The sequence below is a fragment of the Nesterenkonia flava genome, assembly GCF_031432335.1.
GTDB lineage: Bacteria > Actinomycetota > Actinomycetes > Actinomycetales > Micrococcaceae > Nesterenkonia > Nesterenkonia flava.
The window spans coordinates 14123-32959 of the sequence record NZ_JAVKGT010000021.1 but is presented as its reverse complement, the minus strand read 5'-3'; the positions used below and the strand labels follow the sequence as shown (position 1 = coordinate 32959).

17 protein-coding genes are annotated in these 18837 nt (G+C 62.3%); 4 read left to right on the top strand and 13 right to left on the bottom strand.

Annotation, left to right across the window (positions count from 1 at the left end; genetic code table 11):
* Nucleotides 1-8 precede the first annotated feature (8 nt).
* Nucleotides 9-1106, bottom strand: a complete 1098-nt coding sequence (locus RH857_RS08925; RefSeq protein WP_310537630.1) for a C4-dicarboxylate TRAP transporter substrate-binding protein — start codon at nt 1104-1106, stop codon at nt 9-11.
* Between the two features lie 222 nt (nt 1107-1328).
* On the bottom strand, nt 1329-2474 hold the full coding sequence (locus tag RH857_RS08920; protein ID WP_310537629.1) for an RsbRD N-terminal domain-containing protein: 1146 nt from the start codon (nt 2472-2474) through the stop codon (nt 1329-1331).
* Between the two features lie 123 nt (nt 2475-2597).
* Here RH857_RS08920 and RH857_RS08915 point away from each other — a divergent pair, with 123 nt between their 5' ends.
* The gene (locus tag RH857_RS08915) at nt 2598-4247 is read left to right on the top strand and encodes a thiamine pyrophosphate-dependent enzyme (RefSeq protein ID WP_310537628.1); all 1650 of its coding nucleotides are present in this window, start codon (nt 2598-2600) and stop codon (nt 4245-4247) included.
* A gap of 51 nt (nt 4248-4298) precedes the next feature.
* Complete coding sequence (locus RH857_RS08910; RefSeq protein WP_310537627.1) at nt 4299-5588, top strand: M20 family metallo-hydrolase; 1290 nt, start codon at nt 4299-4301, stop codon at nt 5586-5588.
* 163 nt (nt 5589-5751) lie between these two features.
* Here the strand turns inward: RH857_RS08910 and RH857_RS08905 are convergent, their stop codons facing one another.
* The 6 genes from RH857_RS08905 to RH857_RS08880 all read right to left on the bottom strand — a co-directional run bounded on the left by RH857_RS08905 (nt 5752) and on the right by RH857_RS08880 (nt 11391).
* Nucleotides 5752-6213 (bottom strand): hypothetical protein, encoded by a 462-nt coding sequence (locus RH857_RS08905; RefSeq protein ID WP_310537626.1) that lies wholly within the window; start codon nt 6211-6213, stop codon nt 5752-5754.
* A 62-nt stretch (nt 6214-6275) separates the two neighbouring features.
* A complete protein-coding gene (locus RH857_RS08900; RefSeq protein ID WP_310537625.1) occupies nt 6276-7067 on the bottom strand; it encodes an SDR family NAD(P)-dependent oxidoreductase in 792 nt (263 codons plus the stop codon).
* Nucleotides 7068-7072: 5 nt separating this feature from the next.
* Nucleotides 7073-7837, bottom strand: coding sequence for an SDR family NAD(P)-dependent oxidoreductase (locus RH857_RS08895; RefSeq protein WP_310537624.1), 765 nt, complete (start codon nt 7835-7837; stop codon nt 7073-7075).
* A 5-nt stretch (nt 7838-7842) separates the two neighbouring features.
* Nucleotides 7843-9237 (bottom strand): MFS transporter, encoded by a 1395-nt coding sequence (locus RH857_RS08890; RefSeq protein WP_310537623.1) that lies wholly within the window; start codon nt 9235-9237, stop codon nt 7843-7845.
* Nucleotides 9238-9352: 115 nt separating this feature from the next.
* A complete protein-coding gene (locus RH857_RS08885; protein ID WP_310537622.1) occupies nt 9353-10240 on the bottom strand; it encodes a polysaccharide deacetylase family protein in 888 nt (295 codons plus the stop codon).
* 32 nt (nt 10241-10272) lie between these two features.
* The gene (locus tag RH857_RS08880; protein ID WP_310537621.1) at nt 10273-11391 is read right to left on the bottom strand and encodes an asparaginase; all 1119 of its coding nucleotides are present in this window, start codon (nt 11389-11391) and stop codon (nt 10273-10275) included.
* 188 nt (nt 11392-11579) lie between these two features.
* On the opposite strand from RH857_RS08880, the gene RH857_RS08875 reads away from it, so the two are divergent.
* Nucleotides 11580-12599: a LacI family DNA-binding transcriptional regulator gene (locus tag RH857_RS08875; RefSeq protein ID WP_310537620.1), complete on the top strand. Its 1020-nt coding sequence runs from the start codon at nt 11580-11582 to the stop codon at nt 12597-12599.
* Nucleotides 12600-12639: 40 nt separating this feature from the next.
* Here RH857_RS08875 and RH857_RS08870 read toward each other — a convergent pair whose 3' ends face one another.
* The 5 genes from RH857_RS08870 to pxpA form a co-directional block, all read right to left on the bottom strand.
* The gene (locus RH857_RS08870; RefSeq protein WP_310537619.1) at nt 12640-13608 is read right to left on the bottom strand and encodes a 5-oxoprolinase subunit C family protein; all 969 of its coding nucleotides are present in this window, start codon (nt 13606-13608) and stop codon (nt 12640-12642) included.
* Entirely contained in the window at nt 13605-14504 is a 900-nt protein-coding gene (locus RH857_RS08865) for a 5-oxoprolinase subunit B family protein (protein ID WP_310537618.1), read from the bottom strand. The genes RH857_RS08870 and RH857_RS08865 overlap by 4 nt, the downstream gene beginning before the upstream one ends.
* Nucleotides 14501-15859 carry an acetyl-CoA carboxylase biotin carboxylase subunit gene (locus RH857_RS08860; RefSeq protein WP_310537617.1) on the bottom strand — a complete coding sequence of 453 codons (1359 nt, stop codon included), beginning with the start codon at nt 15857-15859 and terminating at the stop codon, nt 14501-14503. Before RH857_RS08860 ends, RH857_RS08865 begins: the two co-directional genes overlap by 4 nt.
* 7 nt (nt 15860-15866) lie before the next feature.
* On the bottom strand, nt 15867-16106 hold the full coding sequence (locus tag RH857_RS08855) for an acetyl-CoA carboxylase (protein WP_310537616.1): 240 nt from the start codon (nt 16104-16106) through the stop codon (nt 15867-15869).
* 69 nt (nt 16107-16175) lie between these two features.
* A complete protein-coding gene (gene pxpA / locus RH857_RS08850; protein WP_310537615.1) occupies nt 16176-16901 on the bottom strand; it encodes a 5-oxoprolinase subunit PxpA in 726 nt (241 codons plus the stop codon).
* A gap of 94 nt (nt 16902-16995) precedes the next feature.
* Here pxpA and RH857_RS08845 point away from each other — a divergent pair, with 94 nt between their 5' ends.
* On the top strand, nt 16996-18429 hold the full coding sequence (locus RH857_RS08845; RefSeq protein ID WP_310537614.1) for a PucR family transcriptional regulator: 1434 nt from the start codon (nt 16996-16998) through the stop codon (nt 18427-18429).
* Nucleotides 18430-18837 lie beyond the last annotated feature (408 nt).

Below are 18837 nucleotides of genomic sequence, written 5' to 3'. Positions count from 1 at the left end.
ACCTTGGGTTACTGGCGATCGGCGCAGCGCTGCAGAGCCGGCTCATACTCAGCCTCGGCCTCGTACTGCTGAAGAAGCTCCGTGTAGGAGTCGTAAAAGGCCTGCGCGTCCGCGTCAGAGTTGTTACCTGCATCAGCGAGCCACTGCTCCAGCACCTGGGAGGATGCCTCCTCCTGCCACTGGGCGACCTCGGACTCGGGGAGAATAGTCGCCGTCCCGCCTGCCTCCAGCAGCGCGTCACAGGCTTCCTCCTCGTGATCGGCGAGCACCTCGATGTACGTATCCATGTACTGCGCGCTGACCTCGGTGATGATCTCCTGAATGTCCTCAGGCATGTCATCCCAGACGCGCTTGTTGATGACGTTCATGGTGACCGCGTAGTTGCCGGAGTTCAGGTCCACAAAGTGGGGAGCCACCTCCTGGTAGTCACGGTCGATGAGGATGTCCAGGGATCCACCGGAGGTGCCGTCCAGCACGCCGCGCTGAAGCGCTTCGTAGACTTCGCCCTGGGAGAGAGCAATCGGGTTCATGCCAGCCATCTCAAAGGCGGGGCCGGAGTATCCGATGGCCCGGATCTGCTGGCCGGCGAAGTCTTCCAGACCGCTGGGCTCCTCCTTGACGGCCACCACGTTCGGCGGCACAGGAGCCCAGGTCAGCACGTGCACGCCCTGGTTCTCCCACTCGGCGCGGAAGTCTTCGTTCTCCTCGTACAGCTCGGCGAACGCGTGGCCCTGGGCTTCCGGGCTGTGGGTGAGGAACGGCAGTCCTGCCACATTGGTCAGCGGGAGCTCTGCCGGGTAGTAGGCATCGGCGATGTAACCCATCTCCGCGCGTCCATCGGCAACGCCCTGAAGAGTCTCTCCACCGGGCAGAAGTGCTTCCTGATAGAAGAATTCGACTGAGACGCGCCCATCGGTGCGCTCCTCGATCTCTTGTGCCCATCGTTCTGTGGCCTGTGGTTCAGCGGCGTTGGGCGGCTGGTATGAGGTCAACCGCAGCTCGATGGTGTCCCCCTCGCCACTGCCGCCGTTGCCTCCCCCGCAAGCGCTGAGGCCGAGCGCAGCGATCCCGAGCACGGCGACGGGGCGCAGTGATTTCTTGAACATGACGTACCTTCCGTAGGACGGGTGTGTCGCGTCACCTGCGTCAGCGCGGATGGGTCATCGAGCGAGTGATGTTCCACACTGTGCCGCGGTGGTGTTCATCAACTATTCATTCCCCGTGTGGGCTCCACAAGGGAGAACTTGCACAGCATCTTCAGCAGCGCATTAGGCATGTGCACAATTTGAGGCGCTGACTCTGCCGGGGGTGAGAGGCTCCTCGTCACCTCAGGAACAGGCCACGACGACTCGCGCCGCCTGGACAGGAACGGTGACGTCCAGGCCGGTCATCTCGCGGAAGCGACGCAGCCGATTCAGGATGGTGTTGCGGTGGCAGTACAACTCATCAGCTGCGGCTGAGACGCTGCCACTGCGCAGAAAGCACTCCACCGTTTCTTTCACCCGCTCGCGTTCGTCCTCACGCAGACGTCCCAGCTGCCGGGCCAACACCGCCCCCAGCTCAACGCCGATGGAGTCCATACGGGTCCGGGCCAGACGGGGCCAGTCTGTCTCCACCGTGCTCGGCCCCGGGTGCAGGGGGTCTGCGAGATCCGCCAGCGCCGCGCTGATGCGCGCTGCAGCCGGCAGATCCTTCAGCCCTCCCCCGGCCCAGGCAAGTCCGCACGGGACTGAGCGCAGCTCAGCTCGCATGTCCGGGGTCCGCACGCCGGAGCCTGCTTCTGGCCAGAACACGTAGACATAGTCCTCAGCCTCATAGGTGAAGATCCGGGAGCGTCGGTTGGGAAGATTGGCCATGCTGCGCAGCTGCTCCGCACCTCTTCCTGTTGCCGCCGCAATCTCATAGGGGCACTCTGAAGGAACCTCGAACGTCTTGGCGAATCTTTCCCGGGTCTCCTGCAGTCGCCCCTGCGCCCCGAAAAGTGCGGCGATGAACTTTTGCCGGACCCCAGCCTCCTCCTGAGCCATCTGACTTCTGGTCTCGATGTAGCTGGAGCGCGCAGCGTGGGCGTAGTCCTCAACCACCCTCCACACATCTGCTGCGCGAGAGGCCAGAAGCACCGCGTCCTCGTCCTCAGCCTCTTCCAGCAAGGTTGACCAGATGACTGGAAAGTCCAGTCGTACGGCCGACATGACGGCGTCGGCCGAAAGGCCCTGCCTGGCACGACGAGTGCCCAGCTCACTACCAAAATGCAGCATTCGGGGGTAGTGCTGCTTGCCGGAGAGCGCGTCGATAATCAGTCCGATCGAGACCGCGGCCGTCTCCCGCAGATCCGGCAGTGAGACCGCCTCGTCCGAATACTCCGCCACCTTGGCAACCCGTTCCACGAATTCGTCCTGCATCCGCGGAAGAGACCCCCGCAGCCGGTTGACCAGCTCACGCCAACGATCCTCTGGCAGCTCCGGAGTGTGCATGTGCACATCATAACCAGGGAATGCCGAGGCTAATGGCTAATCCCTTCGACGACGGAGAGTGACAGGATGAAAACGGCCCGCAGCGCGGGTTTCACCGATTTCCCCAGGGAGGCACCACACTCTATGAGCACCACTTTCCCCGAGCCGAAGACCACCTCGGTGGGCCACTTAATCGTCGCCCAGCTGGAGCGCGCAGGCGTTGAGCGCGTGTATGCGGTTCCCGGGGAAAGCTACCTGGATGTCTTGGACGGACTCCATGACTCTTCTATCACCACGGTGGTGGCCCGGCACGAGGGCGGAGCAGGCTTCATGGCACTGGCTGAAGGGCGCCTGAGCGAGGTTCCTGGAGTCGCTATGGTGACCCGAGGCCCCGGGGCAGCCAATGCGTTCATCGCTGTCCACACTGCCTATCAGGACGCCACCCCCCTGGTGCTCTTTGTGGGTCTCATCCCCCGAGCAGACCGCGGGCGGGAGTCCTTCCAGGAGTTCGATCTGACCGGATGGTTCGGCAGCACGGCCAAGAAAGTCATCACGCTGGATCATGCCGAAACCGCTGCAGAAGTGGTCGCGGATGCTCTTCACACTGCTGCCGCCGGACGTCCGGGGCCCGTAGTCGTCGGGCTGCCGGAGGACCTGCTCGTGGAGCCCGTCAGCAGCCAGGCCGTACCACCCCGCACCGTGGCAGCCCCCGGTCCATCCCCCGATGATCTGGCCGAACTCACCCAGCGGCTGCGTGAGGCGCAACGCCCCCTGCTGGTGGTGGGAGGCGAAGGATGGGATCAGTCATCAGGGGAGGCCCTGGTCCGTTGGGCCGCCAGCGCCGGTGTTCCTGTTGCCGCTGATTTCCGAGCCTACGACGCTGTTCCGCACATCTTGGAGGGCGGCAACAGCTATATCGGTTCCCTGGGATATGGCCGCAGTGACGAACTCGCCGCGCGGTACGATGCCGCTGATCTGCTGATCTTTGTCGGATGCGCACGCACGGATGTGCTCAGCGACGGGTATACCAAGGGCCTGCAGGCAGAGACGGTGCTCGTCCTTCCCGGAGATCCCCTGGGACATTTTGGACGCATTGATCAGCACATCGTTGCCGGGGTCCGGGAGTTCGCCCGCGCACTGGGCATTGTCCCGGCCAGCACCTCCGCTGATCCAGCGTGGCTAATAGAAGGCCGCCAGGCGTATCTGGCCTATACCTCCCCACGTCCCGATGGCGGGGCCGGGGCCGATATGGGACTGTGCATGGAAGTGCTGCAGCGGGAACTCAACGATGATGCCGTCATTACTTACGGGGCGGGGAACCACGCCCTGTGGGCTGCCCGCTATCTGCAGCACACCACCGCAGACTCGCTCGCGGCACCGCGCAACGGTGCCATGGGAATGGGCGTCCCCGCAGCGGTCGCTGCTGCTTTGCGGTTTCCAGGTCGGCAAGTCCTCGCCGTCGAAGGGGACGGAGACTTCGGCATGAACGGGCAGGAGTTTGCCACTGCCGTGGGCTATGACTGCCCCATCATCGTTCTGGTGGTCGACAACCAGTGCTTCGCCACCATCCGGGAGCATCAGGAACTGCACTACCCCGAGCGCCCCAGCGGCACCCACCTCACCAACCCGGACTATGCCCAATGGGCCCGTGCACACGGCGGCCACGGCGAACGGGTCGAGCGCACGGAAGACTTCGAGGAGGCCTTCCGCAGAGCCGCGGCCAGCGGTCGCCCGTCCATCATCCACCTCCTGCAGGATCCGAGGACACGCTCTCCCCGTACTGCTTCCGACTGACGCGGATTCGCACATCAGCACCGCATTCCTATGAATCATGAGGAGACTGTCATGGGGGCATCCCATCCAGAACCCAACCCCACTAACTTCACCGGACAGGACGCCCTGTTCATCGAGGATTTCGCCGTCCTGTGCACCTTCGGCGCCACTGAGGATGGAGGCGTCGACCGGCAGGCAGGAACACCGGCAGACGGCCAGCAGCGAGCATGGTTCAGCCAGCTGCTGCGGCAGAACGACTTCCACGTGGAATTCGATCATGTGGGCAACCAGTTCGGGCTGAAGGAGTTCGTCCCCGGAGCCCCTTACGTCGTCGTCGGCTCCCATCTGGATTCTCAGCCCACTGCGGGACGGTACGACGGCGCCTACGGTGTTCTGGCTGCCGCGCATGCCGCCTTCCGGCTGGTCGAGGAGGTCGAGCAGGGGTTGCGCTCCCCGCGATACAACCTCGCGGTGGTGAATTGGTTCAACGAGGAAGGGTCTCGGTTCCAGCCCTCCATGATGGGAAGTTCCGTCTATACGGGGAAACTTCCGCTTGAGAAGGCTCTCGAGACCACAGACGCAGCCGGGATCACGGTGCGCGATGCGCTGGAGACGATCGGCTGTCTGGGCACGGGACAAGGCCCGGAAGCGGCCTTTGCCGCCGAGATTCACATCGAACAGGGCCGGGGCATGGAACGCGCCGGCGTCACGATCGGAGTGGTGGATTCCAACTGGGCTGCCAATAAGTACGGCTTCCGGGTGCACGGCGAGCAGGCTCACACCGGTTCGACGCTCATCGAGGACCGAAAGGATGCCCTCCTGGGGGCCTCCATGCTGGTGGTTGCGGCACGGCAGATCGCCGATGCTCACCCCGGGGTAGTGCACACCTCGGTGGGGCAGTTGAAGGTCTATCCGAACTCCCCCGTTGTGGTGCCCTCGCAGGTGGAGCTTCTCCTGGACCTGCGCTCCGCGGATGAAGAGGTTCTCGCCCAGGCCGACGCCGAGCTACACGCACATCTCGCAAAGATCGAGAAGGCCGCCAACGTCCGTATTGAGAAGTTCTTCTCACACTGCTGGCCCGTGACGCCGTATCAGATCGAAGGTGTGGAGCTGGCTGAGAAGTCCGCAGCCGACCTGGGGCTCTCCAACAGCAGAGTGAAGACTCTGGCCGGTCATGATTCCACCAATATGAAGGACATTGTGCCCACGGTCATGCTCTTTGTGCCGTCGGTGGAGGGCATCTCGCACAACACCCGGGAGTTCACCCGGGATGAGGATCTGATCGCGGGAGTCTCAATGCTCACCGAAACGGTAGGGCGCCTCCTCGAAGGAGCTCTGGCGGAGGACAAACCGGTTCTTTGAGCTGAGCATCTTCCCACTTCTCTGGCTCACCTCAGTGGCCCGAACTCTCAGCCTGCACTCGTGCGGAGCCGGAAGATTGTAGAGTTCAGAGCCGACGGATGGCAGCATAACCCAGCGCGCCCCGCCCGGATTCCGTGGACGAGGAACGAATGCCCTGCCTCTGCTAGGCCTTTAGAGAAGCAAACCCTCCCTCAAGATGAACGTCCAGAGACCACAGGCCGGCAGGACTTTCCAGCACGACGACGGCGGGGGCGGTGTCCCCTGCGAGCGCAGCGGCGAGAGACGTCCCCAGGAAAGCAGGGATCACTTGGTCCGCGGAAACCGCGGGAGAACCTCGCTCCGCATTCCCCACACGCGAGGCGGGGAAAGCCTCCCGACGCAGCTCCAGAGGCCGGTGCGCGGAGACTCCGGCAAGCGCTTTTGTCACCTGTCCAGCCCCAGTACCCTGGCGCTGCAGTGTTACCGCCACCCGCTCCAGCAGATCTGCCCCGGACTGGGCCACCGCCAGAGCACGACCCGGAGCAGTCAGCGTCCAGCCTGCGGCCGTGGCCCGGATGCTCATCTGCGGGGAGATGCCGCTGAGCATCCGGGCCACCACCGGCCGCGCATAGGAACTGGCCAGCACGGGAGCCGCCCAGTCCTGCCGGTTTGAACCGCATGCGCCACACATTTAAGCGAAAGCCCTCGTCACAGCATCACGTCGCCGCTATTGGGACCCAGCGTCTGTCCCACATAGATGTTCCCGGCTGGTGAAGAGGCCAGCATCACTGCGGTGGGGGCCACCTCATCCACCGTGCCGAAACGACCCAGAGGCAGTTCCGCTCGTTTAGCCCGCTTCCATTCCTCGCTCAGCCCTGCCACCAATGGGGTCTCCACAGGACCAGGCGCGATGGCGTTGACCAGGACACCCTGTGCCGCGACCTCCTGAGCTAGGGACTTCGTCATCGCGATCACACCCGCTTTAGCGGCTGCGTAGTGCGCCACATCGGTACCGCCCTTCTGTCCCAGCTGAGAGGCCACATTGATAATGCGTCCCTCCCCGGCGTCGAGCATGCCGGGAAGCACTGCCCGGTTGAGCAGGAACACGCTGGTCAGATCTACCTGGATCGTTTCGTTCCACATCTGCAGAGACATCTGTGCCAACGGTGACTGGGTGGCGATGCCGTGGGAGGCGACCAGCACATCCAGTCCACCCATGAGCTCCTGGGCTCGGGCAACACCAGATTCCACTGCTTGCTCATCGGTAGCATCGAAGACCACTGCCTCCGGCTGGGCTGCTGCGGCCGCAGCAGCCTGCTCACCCAGGGCAGCGGCACCCTGGCGCACCGACTCTGAACGATCGGCAAGGACCACGTGAGCTCCTGCAGCCACCATATGCGCGGCAATGGCAGCGCCAATGCCGCTGGCAGCCCCGGTTACGAGGGCCCGGCGGCCGCTCAGGATGCCCCCGTAGGAGGGAACCTCATAGGCAGTACTCACGTGGCTCACCCTTTCATGGCGACCGTGAGGCCGCCGTCGACAACGATGTCCTGCCCTGTGACGTACGCGGCATCCTCCGAAAGCAGGAAGGCGATGACACTGGCAATCTCCTCCGGACGCCCCACGCGCCCCCAGGGAATATCCTTCCCCGCTTCCCGGAGCCCGTCGGGACCCAGCGAGTTCACTGGGTCCAAGGACTGAGGGGTCTCGATCAGGCCCGGGATAATGGAGTTAGCACGTACGCCGCGGGGGCCGAACTCCACCGCCACGCTTCGGATCAACCCCAGCAGTCCTGCCTTGGCAGCCGCATAATGGGCATGCTCTCCCCATCCATAAACCCCTCCAGCGATGGATGAGATCGCCACGATACTGCTACCACGGCTGAAATGTGGAGCGGCGGCACGGATCATCCGCATGACTCCGTGCAAGTCCACCTGCAGCATGCCGTCCCACTGATCATCCGACATCTCCGCGTACGGAACCTGCCGAAGGATACCTGCGTTAGCCACCACGTGATCGATGCGCCCGTACACTTCGATGGCACGCTCGGCGAAGGCCTGGACGGAGTCGGTGGAGGCGACATCCAGATCGACGACGATCCCCTCGCCGCCTGCCTCATGCACCTTCTTCAGCGTCTGGTCCGGATCATGCGGGTCTGCGGCATAGTGGCCGATGACCACCCGGTGCCCGCGGCTGGCCAGCAGCGCGGCGGTCTCCCGACCGATCCCTGAGGCGGCACCGCTGATCAGTGTGACTGGCATCTGCGTCATAGGTGTTATCCCTTCACTCCTTGAACGACGTCCTCGGTGGGACGGAGAGCAGGCAGAGGCGCGTCCTCGGCCGGCATCTCCGGGGTGACTTTCTTGGCAGCCAGCATGACCAGGCCCGAGGCGAAGGTACCCAGGGCGCCGACCACCAGAGCTGCAGTGGAGAAGCTGAATGCCGCGGCAACCAGACCGGTGAGGATGAAACCACCGATCACAGCACCGGGCTGGCTGAACGCGCTGATGAAGGCGGAACCGGTAGCCCGGCAGTCCACGTCGTAGCATTCGGCCTGGAAGTACATGATGGCCGCGTAGGGGCCTAGCAGGAAGAACAGGCCGATCATGTACAGGGGCAGCACAAAGCCCGGGTTATCCGGTCCGAACATCATGACCGCGAAGGCGATACCGGCAATGAGCCAGCCTCCCACAATCACGTTCTTGCGGCCCAGGCGGTCTCCCAGGAAACCGTGCGTCAGGTAGCCCAGCGCACCGACGATGTTCGCCCCAACGATCATCAGCAGCGCACTATCGGCATCGACTCCCTTGCCGGACTCCAGAACAGTGGTTCCCAGGACAGAGAAGGTCTGAATACCAAACCAGTTCAAGGTCCACGCTACGGAGAGCACAATGGTGTTGCGGCGGTGCTTGGCATTGAAGATCCGCTTCAGCGGGACTTCCTTCTCCACAGTGATCCCGGTGACAGCCGAAAGCGCCTCAGCCTCGTCTTCACGTCCGGCCTTCCGCAGCTCGCGAATCCGCTTCATGGTCGTGAACTGGGGAGTCTCCTTCAGGAAGACCCAGATCAAAGCGAACACCACGATGGAGGGGATGATGGACAGCAAGAAGGCGATGCGCCAGTTCTCGGCCCCAAACCAGGTGCTGACCAGAGCTACGAAACCTGCAGCCAGCAGAGCTCCCACGGGCCAACCAGCCTGCACCATCGCGTAAAAGAAGCCTTGGTTTTTGCGGATCTTCTTGGATTCTGTCTGAGCGAAGACCTCGTTGAGGTAGGTGCCGTTGACGTTCTGCTCCGCCAGGCCCAACCCGGTGAAGCCGCGGACAGCGACCACGGAGGTCGCGCCCTGGACGGCGGCGGTGGCCACGCCCGCCACTGCGGTGCCGCCCACCGAGGCCATCATGCCCCGGCGTCGTCCCATGCGGTCCACGAGAGGGCCAAAGATGATGATGACAACGAAGATGGCGGCACTGGCGAGGGTGGAGACCAGAAGCGCAAAGCTCTGAGACCAGCCAAAACTCTCTTCGATACGGGGCAGCAGGGTACCGAACAGGATGTAGTCATAGACCGCGATGGACCAGGCCACAAAGCAAATGATGGCCACAATGACGGTCTGCTTACCGGAGATCTTCGGCAAGCGCTGCGGTTGCTCAGGGGTGGATGTTAACATGAGGTTTCCTCATTCCGGTGTGTGATTCCAATCGTGGGTGAGGTGGCCGGCGGCTTGCGGTGGCGCCGTGTCAGCCGCCGGCCGTTCCTTACTTTTCTTTTCTTCGTACCCGCCCTCAGCTCTTGCGGGGTGAGCGGCGGATGAAGTCATCGGCAATCTGGTCGAACGTGGCCCACTTCACGCCGTCGTGCTTATTGATGTGCTCGATCAGACGCTCCAGCATGAGCAGCACCTGCGGACGACCGGAGACGTCAGGGTGAATGGTGATGGTGAAAACCGCATAGTCGGACTCGCGGTAAACCCAGTCGAACTGGTCCCTCCACATCTCCTCAATGTGACGCGGGTTAACGAATCCGTGGCTGTTGGGGCTGGACTTGATGAACATCATCGGTGGAAGGTCATCGAGGTACCAGGACGCGGGAATCTCCACCAAATCGGTCTCCTCGCCGCGGGTCAGCGGCTTCATCCAGGTGCTGGCGGGCTTGTCATAGTCGATCTTCGACTGCTCCCAGCTGTCCCCCACGCGCACGTAGTAGGGCTCGAAGTCACGGTGCATCAGTGAGTGGTCATACTTGATGCCCTTCTCCAGCAGAAGCTCATTGGTCACCGGGGAGAACTCCCACCATGGCGCCACATAGCCGGTGGGACGACGCCCGGCGCGGCGTTCGATGAGATCCACGCAATAGTCCAGGATCTCAGTCTCCTGCTCACGAGTCATGGCAATGGGGTTCTCGTGGCTGTATCCGTGGACCCCAATCTCATGGCCTGCCGCGACGACCTCGTCGAACTGCTCAGGAAAGGTCTCGACAGAGTGCCCTGGCCAGAACCAGGTGCTGGGCAGCTCATACTTGGCCAGCAGCCGGTTCAGACGGGGAACACCCACCTCACCGGCGAAGATTCCACGGGAGATGTCACCGGGGGAATCCTCTCCTCCGTAGGAGCCCAGCCAACCGCCAACCGCGTCGACGTCGATGCCGAATGCTACAAAGATCTCCTTGGGCATGCTCTTCCTCTTCTCTCGGTTCTCCACTGTCATCACTGCAGATTCAGCGGCGCCAGCTCCCACTGAGCACCGGACTTGTCCTGCATGTGAGGTTCTTTCTTCTGCCTCCGGACCACTCCGCGACCGGATGTCTGCCAGGATTCCAGCTGCGCGCGCGCCTCCGCCAGGGATGAATGATCTAGCAGCAATGCCAGCAGCAGACGGGCCTGGGTAACTGGCACATCGGTAAGCAACGAGGCTCCGGCTGTCCGGGCGTCGACGGCCCCGCCCCCTCCGTAGATGGGCGCGGCCTCACCCGCGAAGGCCCGGGTTCCCACGGCCACGAGCACTCCCGCCTGCACGGCATCCTCGATCGCCCGGACCATAGATCGTCCTGGGTTGCCCGCTCCCTGCCCGGCGACGACGATTCCGTCTGCACCGGCCTCCCGAGCCGCGTTGATCAGAAGACCGTCCGCCCCGGGATAGGCCATCACCAGGTCTACACGCAGCTTCTCGAAGGAGACCGAAGGAAGGGGCAACTGGGGCAGCGGATCGCTGACCGCGTAGTACTGCGGCCGACCCTGTTGAACCCTTCCCAGGAGTCCCCCGGAGACATGCGCGAAGGGCTGGACCGCCAGCGTGTGGTGCTTCCGCACTCCCCATCCGGCATGAAGAGTTCCAGCGAAGAGCAGCATGACGCCCCGCCCACGGGTCGCCGGAGATGCTGCAGTCAAGACCGCGTCCCGGAGGTTTCGAGGACCGTCTGTGTCGGACTGATCGGCGCTTCGCTGAGCGCCGGTGATGATCACCGGCGTCTCGCCCTGGTGTGTGAGAGCCAGGATCGCTGCAGTCTCCTCCATGGTGTCGGTGCCGTGAGTCACCACGACACCGTCGACGTCGTCACGACTGCTCAGCCGAGCAACTTCCCTCGCAATAGCAGCCAGGTCGGAGAAGCCAAAGTTGAACGAGTTCTCGACCGCCAAGTCGTGAGCTTCCACCTCCACTGACTCACGATGGAGTTCTGCCGCAGCGATCAGCTCCTCCGCCCGGTCCTGCGCCCGGGCCCCGGAGGCCGAGGCCCGAGACGAGATGGTGCCCCCTGTGGCAAGGAGAGCGACGCGGGCGGGAGCTTCAGCGAGCAAGAGAACCTCTTTCTGTGTGATGGCCGTCATGATCGGTACACACAAGATTCCATCACACAATCGATTACGGCAATCGTTTGCCGATAACGTTTGTGTAAATTCCTTGTGACATCTGCTCGCCCTGCGGCGGGATGCATCCTTCAGGCCGAAGAGTCTCCCAGGTCAGCAACGGAAGCAAGGGATTCTGCCGGGTAGGCTGGGGCAGGAGGAGGTAGCGGATGACTGAGCACGGCAAGCGCAATATGACGCAGCGGGGACTCGCTGCCCTAGCGGGGGTCAGCGTCCCCACCGTCTCCCGGGTTCTCAGCGCACCGGCCGATCAGCGCACCCGTTGGGCCTCGGCCACCACGGTGGAAAAAATCCTGTCGCTGGCTGAGGAACACGGCTACACGCGCAATCCTCACGCGGCCAGTCTGCGTACGGCCCGCTCCAACCTCGTAGGCGTCATGGTCCCGCGCCTGCAGGACCTCGTTCTGGCCACCATCTATGAAGGCATCGAAGAAGCCGGGGTGGAGCACGGGGTCAATACCTACGTCATGAATTCCCACGACGACGTCGACCTCCAGCGCACTCGAACCCAGGCCATGCTGGAACGGCGGGTAGACGGGCTAATCTTCGGCGATGCCCACCTGGATGATGACTTTCTTGAAAACCTCGCTCAGCGCCACGTGCCATTCGTGCTGACCTCGCGCCGCAAGGACGGACATATTTCCGTCACGCTGGATGACTATGCCGGCGGGCGCCTCGTGGCCCAGCATCTGGCGGACCTGGGGTGCCGGTCCATCGTGGTGCTGGCGGGCCTGGAATTCGCCTCCACCGCGCAGGATCGCACTCAGGGACTCATCGACGGGCTCAGCGATGCCGGGATAGAGGTACCGGAAAAGAACATCATCTTCCGGGGATTCGACACTATGGCTGGACGTCTGGCCATGGCAGAAGTATTGGAGACCGGCCTGGAACCGGACGCCGTCTTTGCCACCAACGACTTTGCCGCCATCGGTGCGTTGGGAGTACTGCAAGATCAGGGCCGGAGCGTACCGGACGACGTCGTCCTGGTGGGGTACAACGACACTCCGCTGGCAGAATCCGTGGGCATCCCCCTGACCACGGTTCACTCCCCCATGCACCAGATGGGCAGACAGGCTCTGGAGACCCTTATGCGTCTCATCGCCGGCGAAGACTGTGAGCCCGTGCTCCTGGAGCCTGAGCTCATCATCCGCTCTTCCACTCAGCGCTGAGAACCGCTTGCGGGTCTCCTGCCCGTCCCGCCAACCCGGCCTACCGGAGAGACGCCAGTGCTGCGTCCAATGTCTCCCGGCGGTGACGACGAGCAGAGAGTGCCTCGTCAAGGTCCACCGGCTCGAATCGTGTCACGGTCCCTGGGGCAGCCCGTGCCACCAGATCCATGTCAGCACTAATGACCGTGGCCACCATCGCGTAGCCTCCACCCGAAACAGCGTCCCGGTGCAGAATGATGGGCTGGGTTCCGCCCGGTATCTGGATGGACCCGACCGCATATCCCGCATCGACAATGTTCGACGGGTCTGATCCCGCACCGAAGGGCTGCTCACGTTCCTTCCACTCAACCCCTGGCCCGTCATAACGCATACCCATGCGGTCCGCGACGGGACTAAGCGTCCACTCCTTTTCCGTCAGGTTCTTCAGCCCGGTCGTCGTCAGCCGATGGTCATAGAGCCCCAGCACCACCCGCACGGTCTGTGCTCCGCCAAACTCCGGACGGTGATTCTCGGCCAGGCTTGCCGGACCCATCCGCTGTGCAGGGATGCCCAGGGGAAGGACGTCTCCTGCTTCTAACTTCCTTCCGTTGAACCCTCCTAAAGCCCCCAGAGGGTAGGTGGAACGGCTCCCCATCACCACCGGCACATCGATTCCTCCGGCGAACGCGATATAGAACCGGGTGCCGGCGGAGATGATGCCGAAGCTGAGTTCGTCCCCAGCCTGCAACTGCAGACGAGACCACATCGGCTGGATTTCCCCATTGACTTTGATCTCTACCGGGGCCCCGGTCACTGCGATGCTCACTGCCTGCGAGACAGAGAGCACCGGGCCCATGTATGTGCACTCCAGCACTGCCTCCCCAGCGGTGTTTCCTACCAGAGCGTTGGCCAGCTCATACGAGTATTGGTCCAGCGCTCCTCCCTGAGGAAGACCCAAATGGTAATAGCCGGTGCGACCACGGTCCTGCACCGTGGTGGCCAGACCAGGCTGGTGAATTGTCACACTCATGAAAGAGCCTCCAAAAGGACGCGATTGTACGCTTCCCCGTTGGTCAGGGCAGCGTCAGGATCGAATTCCGCGGCAGCTGTGCGGTAGGTGAAAGTACCAGCCTCGACCTGCTGCTGAAGTAGCCGATATTCCTCTTCGTCAACCGGCCGGAACTTCACAATGTCTCCGGGACGGAAGAAGATCATGGACTCTTTCAAATCAGCCGCCTGCTGCGACGGATCAAAAATTGGGCCGGCTGCGAGCCCAAACATCTGATACCCCCCGGCTCCCTCCACCGAGTAGATGCACCCAAAGCACCCACCGTGCCCAACGGTAAGCTGTGGCGTGCTGGAGGGGCGCGGGCTGAGGTACTTGGGCACCTGCAGCTGCTTTTCCTGGTCCACCAGTTGAAACATGAACGGCAGGCCAGCAACAAAGCCCACCATCGTGACCAGCCACGGCTGTTCATGGTGCCGGCGGATAAACTCCTCCGGCCCAGAGAGGCCGTTCACAGCGGCTGCATAGTCCAAGTCAGTGCCTGAAGGGTCCTGGTGATACCCCTCACGGAATCGCTTCACGACGGCGTCAGTATATGGATCCTGGTACCACACAGGCACCTCAACGATCCTCGTAGGCAAGGGCGTTCCGACCGCCTGCCGGGCCTGTTCCTCCAGCTCACGGACTAAGGTCTCCAACTGCCGAGGGTCGAGCACATCCGGGTCCACACGCAGCAGCAGGGAGGCGTTGGCCGGGCAGATTTCCAGCAGGCCCTCCGGTCGTTGCTCCTGCAGGCCGCGGGCAATGGTCATCGCTCGTACATTGGCGGCGAGGCTCATGGCTTCGTCGATCTCAACGAACAGGAACTCGTCCCCGCCGTAAGTGCAGCGGGCCTTCTCAGGAAGTGATGGGACGCTCATGATGCCTCCAATGCGGTAAGGATTCCGGAGTCTTCGATGAACTTGGTGTGATGGGCGACCTCTGCCAGCTCCGGCAGAGAGGCCAATGCCTGATGGAGGGGAACCGTGGTGGAAATACCCTCGACAACGATGCCGTTCAGGGCGGCACGGAGCCGTTCCAGCGCACTCTCGCGATCAGGGCCTGAAACTATGAGCTTGGCCACCATCGAGTCATAGAATGGCGCCACAACAGAGCCCGCCGTCACCCCTGAATCGACCCGTACTGCCTCAGACTGCGGCCATCTCAGCTCACTAATGGTCCCTGGGCTGGGGAAGAAACCGTTGCTGGGATCTTCGGCATTGATCCTGCACTCGAAGGCATGCCCCGAGAGGCGGATGCTCTCCTGTTCCAGCGCGAGCGGTTCTCCAGCGGCAACGCGCAGCTGGTGCTCGACGATATCGATGCCGGTGATCTCCTCTGTGACAGGATGCTCCACCTGGAGGCGGGTATTCATCTCGATAAATGCCGCCTCCTCCCTCTCGGGATCGTAAAGGAACTCGACCGTGCCTGCGCCGGTGTACCCACACGCTTCAGCCAGCCGCACAGAAGATTCAGCAATAGTGCGACGGACATGGTCAGGAAGCCCCGGAGCCGGTGCCTCCTCCATAACCTTCTGGGATCGCCGTTGCATAGAACAGTCACGATCCCCCAGATGCACCACGCGAATACCGTCGCCGAGCAGTTGTACCTCCACGTGCCGGGCCTTGGGTACAAAACGCTCAAGATAGACAGTGTCGTCGCCGAAGCTAGCACGGGCCTCTGCCCGCGTAATGTCCAAAGCGGAGAGGAACTCGCTCTCTTTCTCCACCACGCGGATACCTCGGCCACCGCCACCGGCTGCGGCTTTAATGACCACCGGAAAGCCGGTACGCCGCGCTAAGCCGAGGGGATCATCGTCGGGATCCAGTGGCCCCTCCGAACCAGCGAGTGTCGGCACTCCGGCCTGAGCAGCCGCTGCACGAGCAGCCACTTTATCTCCCATGAGGCGGATAGTCTCAGCCGAAGGGCCCACCCACACCAGGCCAGCCTCTGTCACAGCCTGGGCAAATGATGCGTTCTCGGAGAGGAACCCGAAGCCAGGGTGAACCGCATCGGCGTGGGTCTCAGCGGCCGCCAGCAGCACAGCTTCCTGATTGAGGTAGCTCTTCGGGGCAGGGGCTGGACCAATGACCACGTGCTCGTCCGCTTCCGCGACGGCGAGGGAATCGGCATCGGCCTCGCTGCAGACGGCCACAGTAGCAATGCCCATACGGCGGGCGGTACGGATAATGCGCACCGCAATTTCACCGCGGTTGGCGATCAAAAGCTTCTGCATCGGTGGTTCAGCCCTCATCCACGACAACAAGCACCGTCCCCGGGTTCACCGTGGCACCGTTTTCAACCTCCACCGACTTGACCGTCCCTGAAACCTCGGAGCGGATCTCCGTGAACTGCTTCATCACCTCCACGAGCCCTACTGCCTGACCTGCATCGATCGAGTCGCCCACTGTCACAAAGGGCGGTTTGTCCGGGCCCGGCGACGTGTAGAAAACACCAGGAAGGGGAGAGATGATGTCTGCCATAATGCAACGGCCTTTCGTCAGTGAAGATATTCCGGACCGGACGGCCCTGGAAAGAACAGAACTAAGGAGTCAGGCGGCGAGCGCTTGACGGACAGCGGCGGCCACCTCAGGTGAGTTTGGTGCATCCGAATGCACGCAGACACTCTGAAATTCAATCGTGATCTCTGTACCGTCGACTGCGCGGATCGGCTGACCTGAAACTGCTTGAGAGACTCTCTCCCGAACAGCCTCGGGGTCTGCCATCTCTGGCTTGCGCTGAATAATGAGCTCGCCTGCGGCCGAGTAGTTCAGATCCACATACAACTCAGGTATGAACTCCACGCCCCTGCGTCGACAGACCGTCTCGTGGGCCGTTCCTGCCAAACCAAAGAACGGAACGCCATATTGCAGGTTGACCTCCGCTACAGCCGCCATGAGTTCCTCATCAGCGGCGAGCATGCCGTAAAAGGCTCCGTGGGGCTTGATGTGGTTCAACGGCATCGCAAATGCCCCGAGGAAGCCAGTGAGGGCTCCGACCTGGTACCTCACCAGATCTGCCGCCTCAGTAGGGGTTAAGAGCATCCTCCGCCTGCCGAAGCCTGCAAGATCCGGCAAGCCTGGGTGGGCACCGACTCGTACGTCGTATGAAGCAGCGAGCTCAACTGTGGCCGCCATGATGTGCGGGTCACCGGCGTGAAAACCACAGGCAAGGTTAATGGCATCAACACTGGACATCAGGGTCTCGTCGTGACCGAACGAATGGAGGCCCAGACCTTCACCCATGTCCGCGTTGATGAAAATGTCGCTCTCAGCCATGAAGTGAGTCTATGAGCCGCGTCTCAAAAAAATCATTAGGCAACGTGCATCAGGATTCACGCAGCTGTAATGCAGACTGCACTAGGTTTGTTACATGCGTGTTTCGGATGTAGTGAGTGCCTCGGAGTTCCACATCGACGTCGCCGTCCCAGGACCAGAGGGTGCTCTAGGACGGTCTTTCACGTGGTCTGTACCCACCGAATCAATTGATCCCACAGAGTTCCTCACCCCGGGCACTTTGGTCCTCACATCAGGCGTCGGCATGAACGTCACTGATGTCCGGGTCTGGGATGCCTACGTGGAGCGACTAGCCCGAGTTCCAGCCGCAGCCCTGGTTTTCGGCGTGGGCCCCGCGCATCCCCAGGTACCCCAAGGACTGATCGATGCATGCCAAAATCAGGGTCTCCCCCTCCTGCTCGTCCCTCCGGAGGTTCCCTTTCCCCTGGTTCAGCGAGAAGTCCAGGACCGGGTGACCGCGGAGCGATACGACATGATCCGACGAGGTTCAGAGCTGGCCCAGCAATGCAGTGAACTCGTCGCACGCGGAGGCACGCTTCACGATGTGCTGCACCACATCGCCTCCACGGTCGGCGAGCGAGCCCTCATCGAAGACCGAACCGGGGCAGAACTACTACGCGCGGGAGGCCCTGGTCCTATCATCCAGCGTGCAGAGTTCACACTACCTTCACCCGATAATGATGCATTCCGCCTAGTCATCGAAGCCTCACAGACATCGCAACTCGTCACTTCATTGATCCGTCCTGCCACCGCAGTGCTGGCACTGCAGCTGGCGGCAACACTTGGTTCCACGGCGATGGCCTACTCCCGCAGTGCCGGCAGGCTGGTCGAAGCTATCTACTCGCGCTCCACCATCGAAACAGAAGACCTGCTGGCCCTGACCCGGGATGCAGAGCTAGACCCTTTCCGGCCCATCGGCGTCGTCCTCCTTCAAGTGGATTCAGGAATGTCCGTCACCTATCTCCGTACACTGTCCTGGCGTATCCGCACACGCCTCGGAGCAGAGTTCCCCACGATGCGTTTCGTGGAGGACGCAGACCTATCTACAGTGCTCGTCCAGGGGAAGATGACGATGACAGAGCTCAGCTTGATCGTCTCCGAATCCCTGGGGAACGCGCCTTCGACCTCCTGCGTTATTGATGTGGTGGAGAACTCCGCGGAACTCGGGCTGACGCTGCGCCATCTCCGCCGGAGTCTAGGAGCGCCCGGGGTGACGACTGCTCCCCCCATGAACTTCGATGCCGTCGTCGACACTCTGAGCCATCCGGGAAGCATGAGCTTGGCACGTCGGCTGCTGGCGCCCCTGAACAGCCCTGAACATCACCCGCTGCGCGAGACCCTGGAGAGCTACCTCAAGCACAGCGGAGTCAAGAGCGCTATCTGTGATGAATTGTTTATTCACCGCAATACGTTGTCCTACCGGCTGCGCAAAATCGAGGAACTGCTCGGCATGGATCTCCAGAACGGACAGAATCGAGCAATTCTCATGCTTTCGCTGCGCCTTGCCTGACTCCTGTGGTCTTTAAGCCCTGCGTGGGCGGATGTGACGTCTGACGAGACAGCACGACGGCCACCACAAATCCCGCGAGGAACACCAATCCTGCCACCATACCCACGCTGCCGGACCAACCGGCCCAGCTGTAGAACCAGCCTCCGCCGTAACCCAGGACGGATGAGCCACCATAGTAGCTAAGGATATAGAGAGAAGCAGACTCCGCAGAGAGGTTACCTGCCAATGTGCCTCAGGCCTCCCGCAGGCGGCTACGCGCCCGAGTAAAGTGCACCGACGCAGGCGCTAGACGGATGAACAGGATCACGCAGACCAAGGCCGAGATCGTCACGGAAAGCATCCCACTGCTCACCAAGTGAGGTTACAGCCCGTGGTCGAACCTCTTCATTCAGATAGGCGACGGTCAGC